The following is a 22,404-nucleotide window of genomic DNA, read 5'->3' as shown; positions in this document are numbered from 1 at the left end:
AGAGGATGGAAACGGCGCAAAAAATTACAATCGGAGAGTTGGTGGCCAGAGATTATAGGGCTGCCACGGTGTTTGAATCATTTGGTATTGATTTCTGCTGCAAGGGCAACCGCACAATCGAAGAAGCCTGTGAAACAAAGAAGGTCAATGTGTCTGAAGTGAAGATAGCATTGGATAATTTGCTGGACAATGCTACAGATGATCGTCATGATTTCAACTTCTGGCCTTTGGATATTTTGGCAGATTATATTGAGAAGAAACATCACCGCTATGTAGAGGAAAGAATCCCTCTTTTGTTACAATACCTTAACAAACTTTGTAAGGTACATGGAGAATCACATCCTGAGCTTTTCGAGATTACCCGGCTTTTCAGTACAAGTGCAAGTGAACTGAGCGCCCATATGAAAAAAGAGGAATTGATTTTATTTCCATACCTTAGAAAAATGGTGAAAAAACCCATTCGAAGCAGTGGTGTAAAGGCTTCTAATTTCAGGTCTGTGAAACTTCCGATCCACATGATGATGGAAGAACATGAGACAGAAGGGGATAGGTTTAAAAAAATAGCTGAGCTGACCAATAATTATAATCCTCCTGCCGATGCTTGTAATACCTATAAGGTTACCTATTCGCTGTTGGAAGAGTTTGAGGGTGATTTGCATAAGCACATCCATTTGGAGAATAACGTTTTGTTTCCCAGATCAATAGCTCATGAGGCTAAAATACAGCAATTGGAATTAAAGTAAACCAGGTGAATGGTTACTTGCTTACTTAGCCAGCAATGATAAAAAAGTTATGGCCGGTCACGGCTTTTGCCCGAAAATAATTCGCGGCAGCTCGGGGCATTTGTCCACCACTTCTGTGCCGTCCGCTGCAGTTCCGGCTGCGATAGTCTGCACCTTCAGGCCATTGGAAAATGAAAAGTCAACTTCCCTGAACAAACTATATCTCATCAATGCTTCCCGCGATAGCTTGATCCCAATTTCCTGAAATACCGGGATGCTGGAGCATTCCTCCGGCGAAGAAACGTACATTTCACTGGTTTCAAGAACAGTTTTCAACAATTGGGGTGGCAGCGAATGCGGCTCAAATTCGTTTGCCCCGGCTTTGTACAGCGTGTTGTTGCTGCCGTTGCCATTATTGCTCACTTCTACTTTTACTACCATATCCACGCCTTCCTGATTGCTGCCGGAAACGATCTGATGGCTGTTCAGTCCAGTACTCACCTTATTATCTACATCCAGTAGCACCCAGTAATCGGTCTTTCGCTCGTTAAAGAGGCCGTTCGTTCCTATCAGCACCTCCAAATGGCCTTTTTCGGGAAGGTGGTTGAATACCAATGTTTTGTACAGGTCAATGGATTTATCTGCTGGTGCATAATTTTCGCCTCCTTCGTCCAAAATAGAAGCAATGCTGGTATAGGTGCGATCGTGCGGAAAGAATAGATGGGGGTAACGGGTACGCGCAATATCACACTGCTCAACTTCGAGCGTTCGACTGTTGACCGAACTTCCGGCACCGGACATCAGGTTATCAAAGGTATTGAAATCGAGAAAGCCGCTGTTGCAGGCCACGCCCTCATCACCATTGGCATGGCACAGGCCCAGAACATGTCCCAGCTCGTGGGCCAACACTCTCTCGGTATTGCTGTGCAACGCTCCACCGGTGGAAGGAAAGAACTCCAGATCGCCAATAAACAAAAAAGGCCGGGTGCCGGAATTGGCAAATGCAATACCATTGATCGGACTGTCTGTCCCATCAGTATTGATAAATTCCCGGATAGCGATTGCGGTTATGCCGTTGGGCTGCATATTCCAGTGGTTGTCACAGGGGTTGGCTAGCTCTTCCATTTCCTGCGTTAGAGAAGTATTATTGACCACTAAGTCCCCTGGAGCACCAATAGAGAGGTTAGGGTCGTCGAACAAACCGTAGTTAGCGGTCGGGCCGAAAATGGTGCCTACAAGGATTTTACACTGGGTCCAATTACATGTTCCTGCGCGCAGGTGCCTGTTCAGTAGCACCTCTTCAACGTTATCCTCGCAAACCAGCGAAGGATCCTCAACGGAGGGTACTCCATTTAGCGCGCACCATTTCATTTCCAGAGAATTGAATGGAGTGTCTCCCGGTAAAATTGACGATAGCTGTAAATCTTCAGCACAATGCGGACAACCCGGAGAGGGGGTGCCGCAATTATTGGTGAGCAGAATGGCCATGGCACAAATCCAAGACCTGATGATCCAAAAGGTGTTGCGTATCATGGTATGACAAAGTTAGATGAGAGATGTCATGTGTTTGTAATTTCCTTTCAGTGGTCATATTTTATTCCGTACAGAAGGTTGGAATACCCAATGCGAGCCTGCCTGAAATCATCCATATACTGCATTTTGTGGAGTATGTCACAGGAGTAAACATTTAAACGATTGGTTATCAGTTCTGAAGAATCAATTTAGTAATAAAATATCCAAAATTTAATAGAAATTTCCTTTTCTGATTTTATGGTTTAAAAAATCTAAAAATAGACAGGGACATCCATCAAATGATAATAACGCTCAATGATTTATTATTTTAAAGTACTCCTTTCCAGGGCTGTAAAATTACCATTTCAATGAATCCGGGATAAATACTACGTGACTTAATTTAAGACAAAAAAGTATGATTTAAATCACCAAATAAAATAGAAGATAAAATTGTCTTTTATTACCCCTGTGGGTAGTTTGCCACTGTTTAAACCTTAAAGATCCCGATCTCTCAACTCATGGAACACTACGTAATCAAAAGAAATGGTGAATTTGAACCTTTCAAGCCTTATAAAATTGAAGATGCCTTAAAGAAGGGTTTCAAAAGTGTTGACGCACCCTATACCACTTCTCTATTCGAAAAAATTTTATTTCGATTGCAAGCCAAAACCACCTGGGCCGTAGAGGAGATTCAGGACATCATCGAGCAGGAGCTTTTTGAAGCTGGGCTATTTGAAGTCATGCGGTCTTTTATGCTTTACCGGCATACCCGAAAAATGCAGCGGGAGCATGTAGCAGGCCTCAATGAAGATACTACCTTCGTGGACAGTACACAAACAATCGAGGAATATGTCATGCAAACCGATTGGCGCATCAATGCCAACGCCAATACTTCATACTCCAATGCCGGTTTGGTCAATAATGTAGCGGGAAAAATTATTGCAAATTATTGGCTTGACAGGGTGTACAGCAAAGAAGAAGGGTATGCCCATAGGAATGGTGATCTCCACATCCATGATCTGGATTGCCTTACCGGATACTGTGCCGGCTGGAGCCTCCGGGTATTGCTCAATGAAGGTTTTAATGGAGTTCGTGGCCGGGTAGAAAGCAAAGCTCCATCGCATTTCCGTGAGGCATTGGGACAGATGGCCAATTTTCTTGGCATCTTACAAAGTGAATGGGCTGGTGCCCAGGCATTTTCCTCTTTTGATACTTATCTCGCTCCCTATGTGTTTAAGGATGGTCTTTCTTTCGAAGATGTGGAAAAAGCCATTAGGTCTTTTGTGTATAACCTCAATGTACCAGCCAGGTGGGGGCAGTCCCCATTTACCAATATTACATTGGATTGGGTGGTACCTGAAGACTTAAAAGAGCAAATCCCCACCAAAAATGATCTCCATTTTTTCACGGGCATCAACGAGCCGGAATTATTGCAAAGAGCAAAAGAAAGGGGCGTCCAATCCCTTGATGCTCTCAGCTATAAACATTTCCAAAAGGAAATGAACATGATCAACAAGGCCTACTATACGGTCATGACCCAGGGAGATGCCAATGCACAACCGTTTACATTCCCCATCCCTACAGTCAATATTACAGAGGACTTCGATTGGTATGGAGAAAATACTGACCTGCTGTTTGAAAATACCGCCAAAATTGGCTCTTCCTATTTTCAGAATTTTATAGGAAGCCAATACAGCTATGATGAAAATGGGAATAGGGTAGAAAACCCAATGGCCTATAAACCTAATGCAGTCCGGAGTATGTGCTGTCGCTTGCAATTGGATCTACGTGAACTTCTAAAAAGAGGAAATGGCCTCTTCGGTTCTGCTGAGATGACTGGAAGCATTGGGGTAGTCACCGTCAACATGGCAAGACTTGGGTACCTCTTCAGAGGCAACAAAGCTGGATTATACCAAAGGCTGGACCAGTTGATGGAAATGGCCAAATCTACCTTGGAGAAAAAAAGAGTTTTTATACAGGAGATGTACGATAGGGGGCTTTATCCCTATACCAAGCGCTATCTGCAGCATTTTCGTAATCATTTCTCTACTATCGGTGTCAATGGGATGAACGAAATGATCCTCAATTTTACCGACAGCAAGGAGGACCTTACAGGCCATTTAGGTCAAACCTTTGCGGCTGATATCCTGGAACATATCAGAAACCGGATGAAGGAATTTCAGGAAGAAACAGGCAATCTTTACAATCTAGAAGCGACTCCCGCAGAAGGCACCACTTACAGATTCGCAAAGGAAGATGCCAAAAGATTTCCTAACATCATTCAGGCAGGAATGGAGGAGAATATCTATTACACCAATAGTTCCCAAATACCTGTGGATTTTACAGATGATCCTTTTGAAGCGTTGATGTTGCAGGACGATTTACAATGCAAATATACCGGCGGCACAGTCCTGCACCTGTACATGCGGGAAAAAATATCTTCTCCAGAAGCTTGCAGAAACCTGGTCAAGAAGGTCTTGTCTAACTTCAAGCTCCCCTATATCACGGTAACTCCAGTATTCAGTATTTGTCCTATTCATGGCTACCTCAATGGAGAACACGAATTTTGTCCTAAATGTGATGAAATATTAATCGATAAATTAAACCAAAACTTCAATGATTATGCAAAACACCCTTGAAACTCAAAGGCTGCCTGAAAACCAAATTCTGCTGGAAAAGCACCAGGAAACAAGAACAAAATGCCTCGTTTATACCCGGGTCATGGGCTATCATAGACCTGTAGAAAGTTTTAATATCGGAAAGAAAGGTGAACACAAACAAAGACAGCATTTTAACGAAAAGCTTTAATTCGGTAAGACCGATATACAACATCAGTCCATTTACATTACTGGATTTTCCGGATACTGTTGCCTGCATTCTATGGTTTGCAGGTTGCAATATGCGTTGTGGTTATTGCTACAATCCTGAAATTGTGGAGGGAAAAGGAAGGGTTTCCTATGAGGAAGCCCTTTCCTTTTTGGATAAAAGGAAAAATCTCCTGGATGGAGTAGTATTTAGTGGAGGAGAATGCACCCTGCATCAGGGCCTGCCATGGTTGGCCAGTCAAGTCAAAAGGAAAGGCATGAAAGTCAAAATCGACACCAATGGCAGCAGGCCTTTTGTGCTCCAAAATCTGATTGCAGAAAGATTGGTGGACTACCTGGCATTGGATTTCAAGTCGCTGCCGGAAAATTTCCAGTCCGTTACCAAATCAAATCTTTTTGCGGCTTTTGAGGAAAGTCTGGAATTATTGGTGTACAGCAAGGTCCCTTTTGAAGTCAGAACCACCCTACATTCACACTTATTTACCCCAAAGGATATTACCGAAATGGTCAAGTTTCTTAAGGCCTCTGGCTACCAGGGCAATTATTATTTACAGCATTTTGTAGGGAATACAAAAACTCTGGAGGAGCTTCCACCTAGCGAGAAAAGGAAAATTGAAAAAGATTACTCTGTGCCAGGGATCAAGGTAATCTGGAGAAAATGACATTATGAATTTGTTTTTTCTTGATTTAGCCTTCCCTAGAGCAATTTTCTGTCGCCCAGCTTTTTAAAAAATTCTTCCCTGTAATTCCGGCTGATGGGATAAAGATCTTCTCCTATCAACACTTCATTGGATTGGACTTCGTCAATATGCCGCATGTTGATAATAAAGGAGCGGTGAATCCGAACAAACTCACCCGGCAAGGCATTGGCTATACTGGTAAGGGACAGTAGCGACAAGATCTTTCTGGTCGGGGTGATGATCTTGATATATTCTCTCTGCACCTCAGAGTAAAAAATTTGACGATCCGGATGTCGGTTTTTATAAAAAAATAATCGGGTTTCTCCGTTAGATCTTCAGCCGACACTTGTACGGAAAGGTATCCCACTACCTTACCCAGCAGAGATAGGGCTGAGAAAGCGTTTAAAACAAAAAAGCCCGGGAAACCCCGGGCTTTTAGCGGAATGGACAGCCTGTCCCGTTTTTACGGGAGGAATCGAACCCGCGACCTTCCCGACGCGTCGGGACAGGCATTCTATTATTTTGTCACTCTTTCAATCAAAGAAATGACCAATTTTCTACTTTTCAATTTTTTTAAATATTTTTCCCTTGAGATGGCCTCGGCTTTGGTTTCAAAAGCTTCAGTATGTACCAATTTCCATGGCTGTTTTCTTGCCGTATATCCCTTATGAGGTCTGTTATGTTTGCTTAGTCTTTCTACAGGGTCTTGGGAAGAACCTATATAAAAAGAGCCATCACTTTCTGATTCTAATATGTAGATATAATGGGTCATAAACAAAAAAGCCCTGGTATCCCAGGGCTTTTAGCGGAATGGACGGGAATCGAACCTAATGATTTTCGTGAACCAAAAATATTCATAAATGGCTTATATACATATATATGGATATATTTGCCAAAATGTAATGACCAGTAAAAACCTGTTTTGATTCATATTTTAGCCCCACAATTAGCCCCACAAAATTTTTTTGTTTAAATTAATGCTTTCAAAACTAAATGATAATGGAAGCAACATTAAGATTCGAGCTAAGGTTGGATACGGTTAACAAAAATGGAGAGCACCCTTTGATTTTTATTATTCGCATTGCCGGGCAGCGCAGGAAAGTTTCTACTGGCATTAAGCTATTTCCTGAACTCTGGGAAAACCAAAGTCAACAAATAGTTGGACTAACTCAAAGAGTGAAAATGCTTTTGAGTAAAAAGTACGGAGAGAACATTCCGACTAAAAGCAAGCTGATCCAATATCAGGATCAAATGTCAGCATTGATATCTGAGGTGAGGTCCATAGAATCAAGGTTTATTTTTGAAAAGACGCCTTATAGTGCAGATATGATTGCCGAGGAGATTAAATTGAAACAAAAGCAAGCCACGAAAAAGGAAAACCCTTCCTCGATTGTCTACGATTTTATTGATCAATATATCGAAGAACATAAGCATATAAGAGAAAAGGGTAGCCTTTCAGTTTATAAGTCACTTAAAAAACACCTCACCAATTATCAAAACCACACCCGAATAAAAGTTCGGTTTGATCAGATCGATTATAACTTCCTGCAGGGATTTCAGCGCTTTTTGATTGATTGGGAGGAGGTAAACGAGAACACCAAAAGAGTAAGCACGCTAAACAATACAACCATTTCCAAACAGCTGAGGACTTTGAAAACCTTTCTTAGCTATGCAAAGAAGAAGGGAATCGAAGTCAATCCAGGGCATAAGGACTTTTCCATAAAAGAATACAAAATGGAAGTCATTGCACTGACCCAATCCGAGCTTGACCTTTTATTCGAATTGAATCTTCAAAATAATAAACGATTGGACCAGGTACGGGATGTATTTTGCTTCAGTTGTGTAACCGGCTTCCGGTACTCCGACCTGGAGCAGCTTCACCGGGGCCATATTAAAAATGACGAAATTAGGTTGACGGTGAAAAAAACAAAAAAGCCATTAATTGTGCCACTTAACAGGTATTCCAAAACAATCCTGGAAAAATACAAAGACCTGGCAAGCCCCATCCCCATGATTTCTAATCAGAAGTTCAACAAATACGTCAAGGAGCTCTGCAAGCTGGCGGGAATCGATGATCCTATAGAAATAATCCGGTACAAGGGTGCCACCAAGCAATCTACCATTTACAAAAAACACGAAATTATCAGTGCCCACACCGGAAGAAAAACCTTTGCGACCTTATCCCTGGAAAAGGGAATTCCTGCAGAGACGGTGATGAAGATTACTGGCCATGCCGATTACAAGAGCTTTCAACGGTATGTGAAAGTGACGGAAGAAAGAAAAAGAAACGAGATGCAGAAAGCCTGGGGAGCACCTGTGTAAAAAATTAACACTTGAACCATGAAAAAGTTCGATCCAAAAAGGCCCCTCTGGCTGTACAAACTCCGGGAGTATCTACTGCTTTTTGACGGCAGTTCTGAAGAAGAAAGGATGCTGGCTTACCGGTACGGTTGGCATACTTTTTCCAGTAACCGCCAACACTTTGAGGATTTCGCTCGTTTCATCCGGCGGAGAAAATGGTTTATTTACCTGTCCTTAATCTACCCCATTATCCTTACTTTTCTTAGCCTTTTGCTAGCGGTTTCGGTTTTGACGATTGACGTTACATTAAAAGTACCCATGTCCCTTATTTTCTCAGGGATTACAGCAGGGATTATTTATAATCTGATTGGCAATACCCTTAAGAACATTCGGGAGACCGGCATTTTTCTAAAGTATGTCGACCCTACGGAGAAATTGGCCAATTTCCGGGAATTTGAAACCCTGGATTTTCTAGACAGGGAGGCTGCACTCCAATTTTATGAAAATATGCGTGCAAAAAGAAATTATACCCAAATCGAAACCTCAGAAAACAAACTCGATAAAACAGAGAAATTGCTAGCTATCGATTTTTTATTGGGCGAACCAGGAACCTTGAATGAACTGATCAATAAACTGTGCCTTGACCAAAATTGCAGCTTGTCTAAAGAAGGGGTTTACCGGGTTTTGGGTGAAGTACTGACCGCATCTTCGGATAATATAAAGAAAGACATTACAAAAAGGGTAATTGAAATTCGATCCGGAGAATGCCTGTCTCTGAAAAGGATCGATCAGCTTAGAAATGTCAAAGCAATATTCAATCAGGCAAAATTGGGATCGAAGGCCAGTGAAATTGATAGACTCATTGACACACTTGAAAGACCAACGGTTGAAATAAAAAATGGGGTTAATTAATCCTGGAGGCCTCCTTTTGATGTGCTATTGGAAGATATTGAGTATACTAAGGTTCATACTATATGGAGGATGCAGGGTGTACCCTTCTACACCTATTACAAAGTGTCTATGGAAACCATTATTTATCGAACATCTCTGATTGATATGGAACACCGTGTTTTTGCAATAATTTCCTCCTAAATTCAATCCATGATTTACTTTCCTTCATTAGAGCAATGGCTTCATCCCGAAATTGATTTAACTTGTTTTGGCCTTCTTCAGTCAAAAACTGAAAATGCTTGAATTTTCTAATACCACTTGGTAGGGAGGGATTTAAGATTCTTAATGCTGGCAATACTTCTTTTGAATATCTACTATAAATTATTTCATTGATCCAAGTACCAACAATAGGAGGTTTAATGTAATCGTTGGGGTTTAAATCAGTCCACTCATTAAGTCTGTAAATTTCACTAAAAAAAGGTTGAGTATTTGGAAAATGGGATTTATATGGCTGTAGATTAGCTGTAATAATTTCTCTTAGCTCTGCAATAGAAATGAAGGTTCCATTGCGAAGTTCAAATTTCTCCTCCTCTTTTTCTCTTTTTCTACGTTTTGCCTCTTCTACTAGATCCTCCGTTTTCTGAATAAGCATTCCAGAAAGAAATTTTCTCTCTTGTTCTGCTTCCTTAGTGATCTCAACTTTTTTTGATACTTCCTCAGAGACTGGTTTCTTTGTTAATTCATCCTTTTTCATAATTTTTGTTGGTATCTATTTGTAAATGCTTGGTTTAATTAATTTCAAAGATTCTTCTACTGGCTTCTCCCAGGGTATGCCTATTGATTTAATACTATTTTCCACTTTAGGGCTGAATTTTCTCGCCCATGCCCAAGCATTTCTATTATTTTTTTGAAGATCAAATGCATTAAAGACATATATAAAACTTTGATGAATATTATTTTCAGCTGCAAATTCTGTCACATAGGAAAGATCATTTAAATAAGGACGGATTTTTATAATTTTTTCTTTTGATAATAAATACTCACGGGCAAAATGATCTGCTTCATCTTCCCGTTCCCTAACGGACAACTGTTCATTAGAATCATCAGTCAAATGGTACTTGTTCAATTTAATTTCTTCCCAATCAAAAAGAACATGATATAATTCATGAATCAATGCAAACCATAAAGTTGAATAAAAACCCAAGTAATTAGTTAAAACGATGCAAGGTTTGTTATTATAGTTAAAAGTGGCTCCTCTCAATTGAAGCTTTTGCATTGGAGGTTGAAAAATAACTGTTACGCCAATTTTATATAGAGCCTTAATTATTTCCTCCAATCCACGTTCTACATTCATGGTGTGCCATCTAAAGCTGGGAAATATTTTCACCAATTCATGCCTATTATAAGGATAAGGATTGTCAATCTCTTCAAAACATACTAATGCAGATTTAATCCAAAAGGCCCGCGTATTGTCATTTTCTGGTTTAAATAAACCAGAGCTAAACGCTACATCAATTGATGGTTTTTTATACTCATATATGGATTTCAACCCTAATCTTGCAACAATTCTTTTTTCTATATGCTCAAAGTCTGTAATATTATTTATTAGTCCCGCCTTCCTTAAAACAGCCAAGTCAAAATTCTTTTTAATAAAATCAATTTTTTCTAGTGAAATATTATAAGTTGGAAAATTTTCATCTACTGCATCAAGGTATAATTCAACCACCCTATCTTTTGGTATTTGTAAGAAATTGGCAATTTTTATCAGGTTAGTTATATCGATTTTTTTCTGGCTTCCATTTAAAATTCCTTTTATTGTCCGAGATTGAATGTCAATAATTTTGTAAGCTGCTGTCGGAGAAATTTTAAATTCCCGCAGCTTATTCTCAAAAAGCTGCTTTAGAGTAGTCCTTTCAGGCTTTACGATGCCTTTTAGCAGATCATCTATATCTTTAAATTTATCACTCATATTTTAGGATACAATAAAAATGTATGTTTACAACACCAAAAGTACATCAAAATTCTATCATAACAATCTTTTTACAAAAAAAATGTATAAATACAGTATTTGTTTTGAGGTTTAAATTGATTTAAGTTGGCAATTTCACTTCAACTAATTCCAGGTACTTTTGGGGCTACTATTCGGTATACTATTCTTCATTAACTCAATATTAAAGCACAAAATGGCATCAGGTACTCGATTTCGTTGGGAACCCTGTTTCTGAAACTCAAATTTTTTATTTGTCTGAAATTATGCTTTATCTTTCACTCGGCTATTTTTTAATACCAAGTTAGGAACTTGGCTCTACTCTGTAGGCAAATCCTATTGAGGGTCTGCCACCATCTTGGTATCACATCCCAATCAGTTTGTAACATTTGATTTTAAATTGATTAGGTTAGAGATATTTCGGTTTTAATGATCTATTTCTACTTTGGTTATTCCTCAAATCCCCCAATCCAAACTCCAGCCTCCAATTTTTTTTCTTTAAATCGTCCATCCCCGACAATTATGACGGTTTTTGAAAACTTGGGGTACTACCCCAGCTAACTACCCCTGCCAACTTCTGACCATATTCGGCCATCAAACAAACACAAACCGAATATGAACAACATGATCTTTTCCCCCATCGACAAAAGGCAACTCATTCAGGAGATTGCTGAAGAAGTGGCCTCCAGGATAATTCCCGAACTGCAGCCACCGGTACAGGAAGACGAACTGATACAGATCCCCGAAGCCATGAAGCTGCTGGGCCGCTCTCGTACCACCATCAATAACTGGCGCAGGGAAGGTTTCCTCAAAGAGCAGGTGATCAACACCAGGGTATATTTCAAAAAATCGGATATACTCAATGCCGGCCACCAGAAAAACGGCCGGAAAAAATAAAAGCGGATCATGCCCGATCCGCTTACTATAATTTCATTAGGAAATGGTATCCCTCTTTGAATGAGACAAATATACCATTTCTGTGTGGATTTACCAACCTAAACCTACAGAATAATGGACGAGGAAAACCCTATCAGGAAGATAGATGAGAAGTCTTCCAGCCCTACCATTCGGATGATCAGGTTCCTGATGTCAAAATACGACTTTAAGAACAACCTGGTACTAAACGAAGTCTTTGCCAGAGAAAAACAAGGAGACAACTTTCATCCGGTCAATCCCAATACCCTTTACATAGAATGCCGGCAGGCCGGGTACCGCACGTCGGTAGGTGAAATCAACACCTTCCTGTGTTCGGACTTTATTCCCAAAACCAACCCTTTTTGGAGTATTTTAGACAGGTCCGGAACAAATGGGATGACACCCTCCATGGAGACTATATCCAAAAATTCAGCGGCTATGTCCAGGTATATGGGCAGGAACGTTTTGAGCTGCAGTTCAAAAAATGGCTGGTCCGCTGTGTGGCCTGTTGCCTCAGGGATGACTTCTTTAATAAGCAGGCTTTAATCTTTGTCCAAGAGCAACAGAACAGCGGCAAGACTACCTTGACCCGTTTCCTGATCCCGGATCAACTGATGGCCTACCATGCAGAAAATATCTCTGTAGACAAGGACAGCCTGATCGCCCTGAGCCAGAATTTCGGGGTGATCCAGGATGAGCTTTCCACACTTTCCAGAACAGAAATCAACGCACAGAAAACCCTGATGAGCAAATCGCATGTCAAGGTCAGGCACCCCTATGACAAAAAACCCAAAATGGAACCCAGGCGAGCGTCGATATGGGGATCTACCAATAAGGCCGAGTTCCTGACCGATGTGACTGGAAGTGTCCGCTGGCTCTGCTTTACGGTAAGAGCGATCAACTGGGATTATAAACGTGACATTGATATCGACCGGGTTTGGGCTCAAGCCTATCAATTGTATCATTCGGATTTCCAATACGAGATGACGGCTGCTGAAATTCAGGAAAATGAACTGATGAACAATCAGTACAAAACTATTTCCCCGGAAGTGGAACTGGTGCAGAAGTTCTTTTCCCCTGGTACCAGGGAGGACCATGACAAATTCATGACTGCCACAGAGATCTGCCACCAGCTGACCTTAAACCTTTCCGGAAACCTAAGGATCAGCCCGGTAGAAATCGGCAAGGCACTGAAACTACTCGGCCACATTCAGACCCAGGTGCGGAGAAGCGAAGCCCAAACCTTCCCCGAAAAGGGATATTACATTAAACACAATCAACCTACTACTTACTACAAATAGCATTTAAACAATTGATAATCAATTAAATAAAGTGTAGTAAGATAAAATAAATCAAGTTACTACAACCTACTACAAAAAGGGTTTTTGTAGTAAGATGCCCTTTAATTTCTAATAGTCATAAATGACTGAATATCAATTTGTAAACAGCGAAATGTAGTAAGGTAGTAGGTGTAGTAGGTGGTTTTTTAAAAAAATTAAACTTTAAGACCATGAATGCCAAAGAAGCCAATAAAATTTCCATCGTTACCTATCTGGATCAGCTGGGTATCAGACCCAGTAAAGTAAAAGCAGGCTATTGCTTTTACTACTCCCCCTACAGGGAGGAAAGGACGCCTTCATTTAAAGTTCACCCCATCAAGAATCTCTGGGTAGATTTCGGCGATGGCAATGCAGGTGGTACGCTGGTTGACCTGGTTTTGAAAATGAACCCAAATTTCACCATTTCGGAGGCCATCCAGGAAATCGCCACCATAAGCGGATCCTCTTTTTTTCTTCATCCGCCAATTCTATTCAACGCGAAGCCTTCCGAAAAGGAACCACCTGGGATTACCATCTTTAAAACCAAGCCTCTTGGAAACAATCGTGCCATTACGGATTACCTGCACTCCAGGGGCATATCATTGGAGACGGCAAGCGACTTCTGCCGGGAGGTATATTACCGAATTGGGAACAAAAGGTATTTCGGGCTGGGCAACGCAAATGAAAACGGCTGGTCCATACGGAACAAATACTGGAAGGGTTGCACGGCTCAGGGGATTTCGCATTACCGGAACAATGCAGCCGATCTCAGCCTGTTCGAGGGCATATTCGACCTGATGAGCTATGCGGAAATGAGGAAGGCGGAACGGTACCGAATGGATTTTATGGTGCTTAACTCCCTGGCCAGTTTAAAATCGGCCATGCCTGAAATACAGAAATACCGGCAGGTAAATCTGTTTCTGGACAGGGATCAGGCGGGAAGGGCAGCAACGGAGAAATTGACGCAATCCCTTCCCCAAAGCCAGGATTGTTCCGGGATCATTGGTTCGTTTAAGGACCTAAATGAGTACTGGATGAGTAGGGAAAATCATGGTCCAAAAAGATGATGAAACCAGGTAAATTCTGAAGAAAATTTGCCCGCTTTCCTAAATGGCTGCTTTTTCTTTTAACAGCAACCTTTCCTGGCCGGGTTCTGGCTTAACGTAGAGGGGGGCTTAAAAGAGGGTGGCATTTGTTCGATTTCCAAAGCAATTAGTTCTATAGGTGGATATATAGTTATTTGATTAGCAATTAATACGGATATACCAATATTCAATAAAACATTGTGATCCATTGGACCTGTCAGATGGTTGCTTCAAATGCTATCGGTAGCTGTATTTTCCTGTATGCGGCTATTCAAATAGCCGGATTTATAGCTATTCCTGTATCCGTATATATGAAAAAATAGTTAAATATATTTGCTTTTATTTAGATATAAATTTATATTAGTTGGTAAAAATAGGATTATTCATTTAATCTACTATAGTAAAACCGTTCTTATTTACATCCCTGTAGGATGAAAGAACGTCCAAAAACGCACTTTGAATTAACCCTAAAACCCGCTGTGCGCGGTCCTTGCAAGTTGTGTCTTTGTCCGACAAAAAACCTCCTGGTTTTTTTCTGCCAAAAACGAATTTGCCCCTCCTTTTTCCATACGGTTTTGTGGTGGGAGGAGGGGAGGGAAATCCTCGCAACTCGGATTTAAAAATTAAAATTATGAGAAGAGCAACCCAAAATGACCGGGAGAAAGTAGTAACCATCCTGCTGGAAGCATTCAAAAAAAACAAGAGTGTCAACTACATTGCCGGAAAGCAAGAGAAGAAGATCCGCTATTTGATGGAGTATTCCTTTGACAACTGCATGGATACCGGCGAGGTATTTATTTCGGATGATGGCGAAGCTTGCGCCATGATCCAGTTTCAGGATCGGAAAAAGTTCTCCTGGAAAAGCACCTATCTGGATATACAGTTGATACTTAAAACCATCGGCCTGGGAAACATTCCCAAAGCTTTGGCCAGGGAGTCCTTTATCAAAAAGCATTACCCCAGCGAACCGTTTACCTACCTCTGGTTTATTGGTGTAAATCCGGAGCGGCAGGGGAATGGCTTTGGGACGGCCGTTCTGAAGCATGTATTGGATTACTCCAGGACGCTCAACCGGCCGGTCTATCTCGAAACTTCTACCCAGCGAAACCTGCCCTGGTACCAAAAACACGGCATGGAGATTTATACCGTTTCAGAGCGGTTTGGGTTTCCGTTCTATTTTCTTAAAACTGCCTGAACGCCATGACCGTTCTCAATACTGAAATACATATTGTAACCCTTCTGTTTGTAATTCTGGAGACGTTAATGTTTTCCCACCAACTGGTCTTTTACCTGCAAAAGCCCAAAGAGAAAAAGAGAAAATATTACCTGATCCTGCTATTCTTACTGATCATTTACAATATTGCCGGAGGTCTCTTTCCCGACGAAAACCTTCCCATGTCGGTTGTGTTTCAATACATCCTGGCCTATGGGGCCGGTTTTTCCATGGGGGCCTATTTTCCCTATTATTTTTACCAGGCCTACAACATCACCCATCTTGAATTTCATGCCAAATATGGCGTGCTGATCTTCCTGATTTTGCCCTTTATCATTTTCTTCTGCATACTCTATCCACTTGGGTTGGATTTGATGACGGTCATCTATGTGGGAATGATTATTCCGTTTGTCTATGCGTTTTACATGGTTTACAACATCCTTTGGGGCATTCGGCAGCGATACAAAAACAGAAAAGCCTCTTTCGATGCCATTTTATCCTACATTGCCGTAGCCCCCTGGGCCCTGATGCCCTTATTGGCCTACTTGCAGGTAACCCAACTTACAGAGGTACTCTTTACCAACGGCGGATTCCTGATCATCACCTTTCTTTTTTTCCGGAATATGATTGAGGAAAACCGCAAGGACCTAGAAACCCTGGACCTGATCCAAACCAAAAATGAGGAGGAGATTTTCGCCATCCGATGCAAAGGCTTGGGGCTTACCAAAAGGGAAACGGAGATCTGCCAATTGGTCAGGGATGGCTACATCTACAAAGAAATCGGCGATGCCCTGAATATCTCCGAAAGGACCGTCAACAAGCACATACAGAATATTTTCAAGAAGGCTGGAAGTAATAATAAGCTTGACCTGTTGAATAAAATTAGCAGAAGGGTGAAGTCGGCTTGAAGTAGCTTTAGAATTTGAGCATTAATTTTTTGATAATCCTTTAAAGCATGGTTTATTAAGGGTTTTGAAGAATAAACTCGCAACCTGCTCGGTACAGCCCTGAATAATAACATCCTAAAGCCTCCAAAAGCCAATTTCTTTCTGGGGTTCGCAGTCAGGCTATATCTATACCTCCGAGGCATAAAACTTCAGATAATACCACCCTCGCCGACATAAAATTGATTTACTTTTGGCATCCTTAAAGTGGTTAATCCCCTTTCTTATGCTTGTGGGGCTTCAGGGATGGCTTATTTCCGGGAGTGTCCTTATTATCTCGTTGACGCTTGTCTGGTTTTCCCGTTGATACAGCAGTTCTTTTTGGACCTGGTTTAATTCCCATAATGTACCTCCTTTGTTAATTTGACTTTTTATAATGGATAAGGTAATGAAAATGAACAAAAATTTCTACTAAAATCCGGGATTTTTTCCTTTATAGGTTGCGGCAATGAGCAGTAAAAACCCAAATATTACCTGATTTTTCAGTTGATTTGGTTTAACTTTGGTCCATTTTTATCCTTATTTACCTTTTTAAGCCAACGCCTATGATGATAGTATAACCCAAAACCTAGCGCAAACCCTGGAGGCGCAACCTCTCCCCATTCAATCCCAGTCAACCAAACAATCAGGCCCAACGTAAAACCAGCGACCAATGCGGCCAGTAATCCTGAAATCGCACGTTTAAATTCCTTTCTCATAATTTTAAAAATGAATGATTAGAAGGTGCATGTTAAGTTACAACTTTATTTTTGTATGAAAACAAGAGGAGTGTAGGAAATTAGTGACGGCTAAATGATTGAGGAGTTCTTGAGCTGCTTATCTTGAGTGCCAGATTCTGATTTGGTTTATTATCTACTGATACCTCACCGGAAACGGGTTCATTTTTAGTAAAACCAAAAGTAAAATCAACAGGATTGTCGCCGGTACAGCAATGAAATTGATGAACTTTTGCGCCTTAATTCCATTATGGAATGCCCTTTCCAGGCCTGAAAATACCAGTAACCCAATGACTCCGCCTAAAGTGTTGGTCATTAGATCAGTCACATCAAAAGCCCCAATACGGAAGAGGTATTGAAGGTCTTCAACCAGCAAACTAAGCAGGAAAAGGAAGAAATTTTTTTTACCGAAAATCCATCTTGTGAATAAGGCACCGATATAGATGCCAAGCGGCACAAAAACTAACACGTTCAAAATGTTTTCACCGGTAAATATTACCGGTTCATTAAATGGAATGAAGTTGGTACTTTTGATTCCCATAAAAAAAATTGTACTCCTAACTTTAAAATGAAGCAGACCTGGAAATATAACTTACCTCATAATGGTGGTATGCATCCGGATAAACATTAGGTTTCCTCATGAATATCATGGTGTCTAGCAACCTGTAATCCTTTATAGGGTTAATAAATTTTATTACCCCACTAAGAAAGTAAAGTTCACATTATTTCTATTTTTTGGTCCTTCTTAACCTTTCATATGCGGTTCACTCCCGAAGTCCCAAATTATACAAACCAAAAATTTGCTAATTTTTATTTTTTGGTTTTTTCAATCATGTGAGTAATCACATGACTGTGCTCTTTTTGGGGGCTGAACATGATGATTTCCGCATCAGCATTGACCTTAACATTATGCCCGGCCGGCCAAAAGAATAAATCGTTCGCATTAACAGTTTCCTGGTTGCCTCTGGCATCCGTGGTGGTTATTTGACCTCTTAAAACATAGCCCCAGTGCGGACACTGGCATTGGTTTCCTTCAAGTCCTATGAACAGCGGGGTAGTATCAACTCCTGCTGAAAGACTGAAATACTCACCGCTAATTTTACCCAAGCCGGTTGCATCTCCGAAATCTGTTCTCTGGCGGATAACAGCGCCAGGAATTTTCATTTTTACTTCAATGTTTTCTTTTGCAATTTTCATCTTTGTTATTTTAGGTGTGTATGCCATTTTAACGTAATTTCTGCATCCATTTGAAGCAATAAGCGTTTAATATTCATCATTACTTATATTTCCTGGAAGTCATTAGAAATGATAAGCTTATTCAGCAGGTAAAATATTTTGGTTAACCCTGAAAAAATTATTTGGATCGTACTTGTTTTTAATTTTTGCTAGCCTTTCATAATTATCCTGATAACTAGCCTTAATGCGTTCCTGTCCTTCATCCATAATGAAGTTTAAATAAGCACCTCCGGCAGAGTAGGGATGAAGCGCATTCCAATATGCTTTACTCCAACTTGTAATTTTTTCTGCATTTTCAGGATCCGGGTCAACGCCCACAAATACACCCGCATACTTGGCGTCACGGTAAGCCCATGGCGTATCATTTTTACCTACCCGGCTGACTGCACCGCTTATGGGGTACATGTGCATCTGTGAGAGTGGTGTAGGAATTTCGGAGCCGAATTTTTTATGAATTAGGGCCGCTTCCGGTTGAATGTGATTAAAGAAGTCGGCTTTCCAATACCATTGTAATCCCGGGGGCATCATTCCATCAAACAAGGTTTGTACAGACGGATATGGAATTTCTCCCACATGTTCAAACAGTGGATTCATTTCCATTACTGGTTTAAATATTTCCGGGCCATTTTTAACATCACCCGAATAGCACCATATAATTCCACAAAACTTCTGATTATGCAAATGTGGGGGAAATGGAGGGCCGGGAATAATTAAAGTCGCAATAAATCCATTCAATTCATCAGGTGCATTATTTATAAAACCATGGTACCATTCCATTATATCCACTGTTTTTTCAATTGGCCAAAGCGTAGGGCCTGCATATACTGTCTTTACAGGATGAGCTTGGAATTTAAAGGAAGTTACTACCCCAAAATTTCCCCCGCCTCCCCGGATTGCCCAGAAAAGATCAGTATGCTGGTTTTGATTCACAGTAACAAAACTACCATCTGCCAAAACCATATCGGCTTCAAGGAGGTTATCGATGGTTAATCCGTATTTCCGCGAGAGGTGGCCGATACCTCCGCCTAATGTTAAACCTCCAACACCTGTGGTTGAGATTATCCCGGAGGGAACGGCCAGGCTAAAAGGATAGGTAGCATGGTCCACTTCCCCCCAAATATTTCCGCCACCAACACGTACTGTATTATCCGCTGGATTTACCCGAATATATTTAATGCCAGATAAATCAATAACCAGACCATCCTCGCAAATTCCCAAGCCTCCGGCATTGTGCCCACCCCCGCGAACAGCAGTTAATTGGTTGGCATCCCGGCCATAATTAACTGCAGCAATAACATCAGCAACATCAACACATTTTACGATCAGCCTTGGTTTTTTATCTATCATCCCGTTATATACTTTTCGTGTATTTTCATATGCGGGGTTTTGGGGGGAAATTAATTCTCCTTTGAATTTTTCGGAAAACTCATCCAAGATTTCCTTTTGAGATATTTCTATACTATTGGACACAGGATTTTTTTTTAAAATGATCAACTATTTCGACATTATTGCCTCTTTTAACGACCAGAGTATTGCTAGCACATCTTTTTTTGAGGCATCATCAATACTGTGCTTTTCTAACACCTCCATTATATCATCGACTGCATGCATGTAGTCAGCAGCGCTAATATTCATTCCCTGATGGGTATCGGACATATCCCTGCCTTTATAATTAGCGGGTCCACCACTGCCGGCGCTAAAAAAATCAATGGTGTGTTGCCTTATTTTGGGTAGACGTTCAGGTTGATCCCGGTACGGTTTAAAACGCGCACTTCTTGCCGGATTTATCATGTGGGCTTCAAATACATCGTCAACAATTGCTGTAATTCCAGATGTTCCTCCCAATCTCTCAAAAAGTGTCTTTGGTACCGAAGGTAGGGTTTGCGCACCTATTATATGAGTTATAATTAAAAGCAAAACTATGCTTGTTAATGATTTTTTCATGCTGTTGGTTTTATTGGTTTGACACCAAAATTACATCAACCCGAAGTCATTCAATAGCACATATGGTTCTTCTGCAAGCACATTTAGATTAGTGCAATAAATACATGGGTTAACTCCGGTTTGGTGCTTTTGGAGAAATGCAGAAGTCATCACCCTTCCAGGGCGGAATACTATCGAGGGGTAAATTCAAATATTAAAAAATTATAGGATTTATGACAATAATAATTCTGAAGGCATTATCCCATATTTTTTCCGGAAACATTTCGCATAATAGGAAGGGCTGTTAAATCCTGAATCGAAAGCAATTTCAGATACATTACCCTCTTTCTTTCGTAAAAGTTGTAAAGATTTTCGAAGCCTGAAATGGAGTAAAAAAACATTCGGTGATTTGCCGGTTAACCGAATCATTTCCCGGTATAGTTTTGATTTACTGATTCCAATACTTTTCTCGAAATCGTCAACTTTCAATTCTGTATTCTTCCACTCTTTTTCAATGAACTGCATAATGCCAGAAATGAATTTTTCTTCTGTCGGGGTCAGCGTATGTATCAAGTTTCTGTTTAAACCTTTGCCCAGATTCTCGCTTTCGTACAGATACTGTACTTCTGTTGAAATAACAATCTCAGCTATTGATATATACCCCATGTGTTCTGCTGTATGGATGGTATCCTCAAAAATGGATCTTTTTTCGGTTACCGGTATACCAGCATGTAATCCAATACTTAATTCGGTGAAATTAATGTGATACTGGGTCTTGAAAGTCTTAAATTTCTCCTGAATCTCTAAAGCACAAAGAACCGCATGGGTTATAGTCCTGAATGATATTAAAAAGCCATCCTCGCTTTGCTTTACAATGTTACCCTTAAACGACTTTATAACTGCAATCATTTGAAAGCAAACCTGTTGTACATTAATAATACTCAAAAAAGGATTGTATTTTGGAAATGCGTGATGCTCAATACACACCACCATAATGGTCCTAAAGGCCGGATCGTTGATGATATTTAAGTCTGTGTTTAGTGATTTCTCCGGGTCTTCAATTCTGCCTAGAAATGATTCAACAATAACTGGATCCACTTCAATGATTTGATGAGGCACCTCACCATGGGCATGTTTGTGCATTTCAATTATTGCATTTTTATTGGGTGCCTCTACCAAACAAAAGGCCGTATTCCTTGCATCGTCAAACCAATAAGTTAACCCCCTACAGTGAAAAATATGCTGGATTTTTAAGTCTTCCTGGTGAAGTTGAGCAACAATTTCAGCGGTAACAGCTTCAGAAACATCGTGGCGATCCATATATATCGGCATTCCTTAGTCATTTAGTATTAAAATAAATTGACCTTATATTCTATGATTCGGCATACAATACTGCAAAAGTCATAAACAACAGGCTAGTAGCTGCCGGCAGAGCTGTGCTTCTGAATGTAATGAAGTTTTCCATACGATAATGGTCCTTTTTCAATGGCCCTAATTTTTGTCTGAATTGTCTTTCTCCTTTGGGTTTGTCATTTCTTTTTAATTTCTCGTTTACTACATTACCGATTGTATTTATATCTAACAGCGTGTGGAGTTGTATAGCCAATAGGTGGATAGACCTCATTAAATGGATTTTCTATCCACGTTTAATATTAATGATTATTTTTTGAAAATCAATATTCATTTTTAGGACTTTGAATGATTCCAGGAATAAACTACTGAAAATGACATTTCCAATTTCTACTGCGAGGTGAATAGCACTAATAAATCCTGTTGAATCTGTTAAAACGGAGTTGGATGAAAGGAGAGGTAACCCAGCTTACAATCGTATTACTTACATTGGAAGGATTTCTGATAATTACCAGCTATAGAAGACCTGTAATCCAAACACCTCAATCATAAAATTTCAATCAAAAACAATTTTGCTTACCTTTAAGCGATGAAAGGATGGGTATTTCCCTTAGTGTTATTAATCGGCTGGCTCTCCATCGTACCCTGTTGCGACGCAGCAGAGCATGAGAAAGCAGTGGTTGATAGTTGTACAGTTGAATACCGGACAGAAGGCGAGGAATGCCCTGACGAACTCCCTTGCTCTCCTTTTTACAGCTGTGGGGTCTGTGTGGGGTGTATTTTCC

The 22,404-nt window shown here is 40.5% G+C and carries 24 protein-coding genes; 12 read left to right on the top strand and 12 right to left on the bottom strand.

Annotated elements, in window-relative coordinates:
- The first annotated feature begins 5 nt into the window (after positions 1-5).
- Positions 6-743 carry an iron-sulfur cluster repair di-iron protein gene (gene ric / locus G9Q97_RS06670; protein WP_166144403.1) on the top strand — a complete coding sequence of 246 codons (738 nt, stop codon included), beginning with the start codon at positions 6-8 and terminating at the stop codon, positions 741-743.
- Between the two features lie 57 nt (positions 744-800).
- Here the strand turns inward: ric and G9Q97_RS06665 are convergent, their stop codons facing one another.
- Entirely contained in the window at positions 801-2,255 is a 1,455-nt protein-coding gene (locus tag G9Q97_RS06665) for a zinc metalloprotease (protein WP_166144400.1), read from the bottom strand.
- Between the two features lie 497 nt (positions 2,256-2,752).
- On the opposite strand from G9Q97_RS06665, the gene G9Q97_RS06660 reads away from it, so the two are divergent.
- From G9Q97_RS06660 to G9Q97_RS06650, 3 genes are read left to right on the top strand one after another with little or no spacing between them, the layout of a single operon-like run.
- Complete coding sequence (locus G9Q97_RS06660) at positions 2,753-4,873, top strand: ribonucleoside triphosphate reductase (protein ID WP_166144397.1); 2,121 nt, start codon at positions 2,753-2,755, stop codon at positions 4,871-4,873.
- Positions 4,851-5,042, top strand: a complete 192-nt coding sequence (nrdD, locus tag G9Q97_RS25275; RefSeq protein ID WP_317168728.1) for an anaerobic ribonucleoside-triphosphate reductase — start codon at positions 4,851-4,853, stop codon at positions 5,040-5,042. Before G9Q97_RS06660 ends, nrdD begins: the two co-directional genes overlap by 23 nt.
- Complete coding sequence (locus G9Q97_RS06650) at positions 5,002-5,721, top strand: anaerobic ribonucleoside-triphosphate reductase activating protein (RefSeq protein WP_317168727.1); 720 nt, start codon at positions 5,002-5,004, stop codon at positions 5,719-5,721. The genes nrdD and G9Q97_RS06650 overlap by 41 nt, the downstream gene beginning before the upstream one ends.
- Positions 5,722-5,756: 35 nt before the next feature.
- Here the strand turns inward: G9Q97_RS06650 and G9Q97_RS24975 are convergent, their stop codons facing one another.
- Both G9Q97_RS24975 and G9Q97_RS06640 read right to left on the bottom strand, forming a co-directional pair.
- Positions 5,757-6,002 (bottom strand): LytR/AlgR family response regulator transcription factor, encoded by a 246-nt coding sequence (locus tag G9Q97_RS24975; protein ID WP_317168726.1) that lies wholly within the window; start codon positions 6,000-6,002, stop codon positions 5,757-5,759.
- A gap of 254 nt (positions 6,003-6,256) precedes the next feature.
- Complete coding sequence (locus G9Q97_RS06640; RefSeq protein WP_166144391.1) at positions 6,257-6,511, bottom strand: GIY-YIG nuclease family protein; 255 nt, start codon at positions 6,509-6,511, stop codon at positions 6,257-6,259.
- A gap of 227 nt (positions 6,512-6,738) precedes the next feature.
- Between G9Q97_RS06640 and G9Q97_RS06635 the strand changes: the two genes are divergently transcribed.
- Complete coding sequence (locus tag G9Q97_RS06635) at positions 6,739-8,061, top strand: site-specific integrase (protein WP_166144388.1); 1,323 nt, start codon at positions 6,739-6,741, stop codon at positions 8,059-8,061.
- An 18-nt stretch (positions 8,062-8,079) separates the two neighbouring features.
- Positions 8,080-8,952: a hypothetical protein gene (locus G9Q97_RS06630; protein ID WP_166144385.1), complete on the top strand. Its 873-nt coding sequence runs from the start codon at positions 8,080-8,082 to the stop codon at positions 8,950-8,952.
- 118 nt (positions 8,953-9,070) lie between these two features.
- Here the strand turns inward: G9Q97_RS06630 and G9Q97_RS06625 are convergent, their stop codons facing one another.
- Complete coding sequence (locus tag G9Q97_RS06625) at positions 9,071-9,685, bottom strand: P63C domain-containing protein (protein ID WP_166144382.1); 615 nt, start codon at positions 9,683-9,685, stop codon at positions 9,071-9,073.
- Positions 9,686-9,700: 15 nt separating this feature from the next.
- Complete coding sequence (locus tag G9Q97_RS06620; protein WP_166144379.1) at positions 9,701-10,900, bottom strand: ImmA/IrrE family metallo-endopeptidase; 1,200 nt, start codon at positions 10,898-10,900, stop codon at positions 9,701-9,703.
- A 633-nt stretch (positions 10,901-11,533) separates the two neighbouring features.
- Here G9Q97_RS06620 and G9Q97_RS06615 point away from each other — a divergent pair.
- From G9Q97_RS06615 to G9Q97_RS06595, 6 genes are all read left to right on the top strand, one after another.
- Complete coding sequence (locus G9Q97_RS06615) at positions 11,534-11,815, top strand: helix-turn-helix domain-containing protein (protein WP_166144376.1); 282 nt, start codon at positions 11,534-11,536, stop codon at positions 11,813-11,815.
- Between the two features lie 114 nt (positions 11,816-11,929).
- Entirely contained in the window at positions 11,930-12,379 is a 450-nt protein-coding gene (locus tag G9Q97_RS24970; protein ID WP_246255461.1) for a hypothetical protein, read from the top strand.
- Positions 12,304-13,134: a virulence-associated E family protein gene (locus G9Q97_RS06610; RefSeq protein WP_246255516.1), complete on the top strand. Its 831-nt coding sequence runs from the start codon at positions 12,304-12,306 to the stop codon at positions 13,132-13,134. The genes G9Q97_RS24970 and G9Q97_RS06610 overlap by 76 nt, the downstream gene beginning before the upstream one ends.
- 209 nt (positions 13,135-13,343) lie before the next feature.
- On the top strand, positions 13,344-14,219 hold the full coding sequence (locus tag G9Q97_RS06605; protein ID WP_166144373.1) for a toprim domain-containing protein: 876 nt from the start codon (positions 13,344-13,346) through the stop codon (positions 14,217-14,219).
- A 649-nt stretch (positions 14,220-14,868) separates the two neighbouring features.
- Entirely contained in the window at positions 14,869-15,432 is a 564-nt protein-coding gene (locus G9Q97_RS06600) for a GNAT family N-acetyltransferase (RefSeq protein WP_162342694.1), read from the top strand.
- Between the two features lie 5 nt (positions 15,433-15,437).
- Positions 15,438-16,358 (top strand): helix-turn-helix transcriptional regulator, encoded by a 921-nt coding sequence (locus tag G9Q97_RS06595; protein WP_166144370.1) that lies wholly within the window; start codon positions 15,438-15,440, stop codon positions 16,356-16,358.
- 518 nt (positions 16,359-16,876) lie between these two features.
- Here G9Q97_RS06595 and G9Q97_RS06590 read toward each other — a convergent pair.
- The 7 genes from G9Q97_RS06590 to G9Q97_RS06560 form a co-directional block, all read right to left on the bottom strand.
- Entirely contained in the window at positions 16,877-17,092 is a 216-nt protein-coding gene (locus G9Q97_RS06590; RefSeq protein WP_166144367.1) for a hypothetical protein, read from the bottom strand.
- Between the two features lie 154 nt (positions 17,093-17,246).
- Positions 17,247-17,651, bottom strand: coding sequence for a VanZ family protein (locus tag G9Q97_RS06585; RefSeq protein ID WP_166144364.1), 405 nt, complete (start codon positions 17,649-17,651; stop codon positions 17,247-17,249).
- A gap of 269 nt (positions 17,652-17,920) precedes the next feature.
- Complete coding sequence (locus G9Q97_RS06580; protein WP_166144360.1) at positions 17,921-18,307, bottom strand: cupin domain-containing protein; 387 nt, start codon at positions 18,305-18,307, stop codon at positions 17,921-17,923.
- 117 nt (positions 18,308-18,424) lie between these two features.
- On the bottom strand, positions 18,425-19,816 hold the full coding sequence (locus G9Q97_RS06575) for an FAD-binding oxidoreductase (protein WP_317168725.1): 1,392 nt from the start codon (positions 19,814-19,816) through the stop codon (positions 18,425-18,427).
- A 24-nt stretch (positions 19,817-19,840) separates the two neighbouring features.
- Positions 19,841-20,290 (bottom strand): group I truncated hemoglobin, encoded by a 450-nt coding sequence (locus G9Q97_RS06570; protein ID WP_166144357.1) that lies wholly within the window; start codon positions 20,288-20,290, stop codon positions 19,841-19,843.
- 210 nt (positions 20,291-20,500) lie between these two features.
- On the bottom strand, positions 20,501-21,601 hold the full coding sequence (locus G9Q97_RS06565; protein WP_166144354.1) for a nickel-binding protein: 1,101 nt from the start codon (positions 21,599-21,601) through the stop codon (positions 20,501-20,503).
- Between the two features lie 40 nt (positions 21,602-21,641).
- Positions 21,642-21,893 (bottom strand): hypothetical protein, encoded by a 252-nt coding sequence (locus G9Q97_RS06560; RefSeq protein WP_166144351.1) that lies wholly within the window; start codon positions 21,891-21,893, stop codon positions 21,642-21,644.
- Between the last annotated feature and the right edge of the window lie 511 nt (positions 21,894-22,404).

Origin of the sequence: Cyclobacterium plantarum (genome assembly GCF_011290685.1) — a bacterium.
Classification (GTDB): Bacteria; Bacteroidota; Bacteroidia; order Cytophagales; family Cyclobacteriaceae; genus Cyclobacterium; species Cyclobacterium plantarum.
Note: the sequence above shows the minus strand (reverse complement) of the source record. Positions and strands in the feature narration are given on the sequence as shown.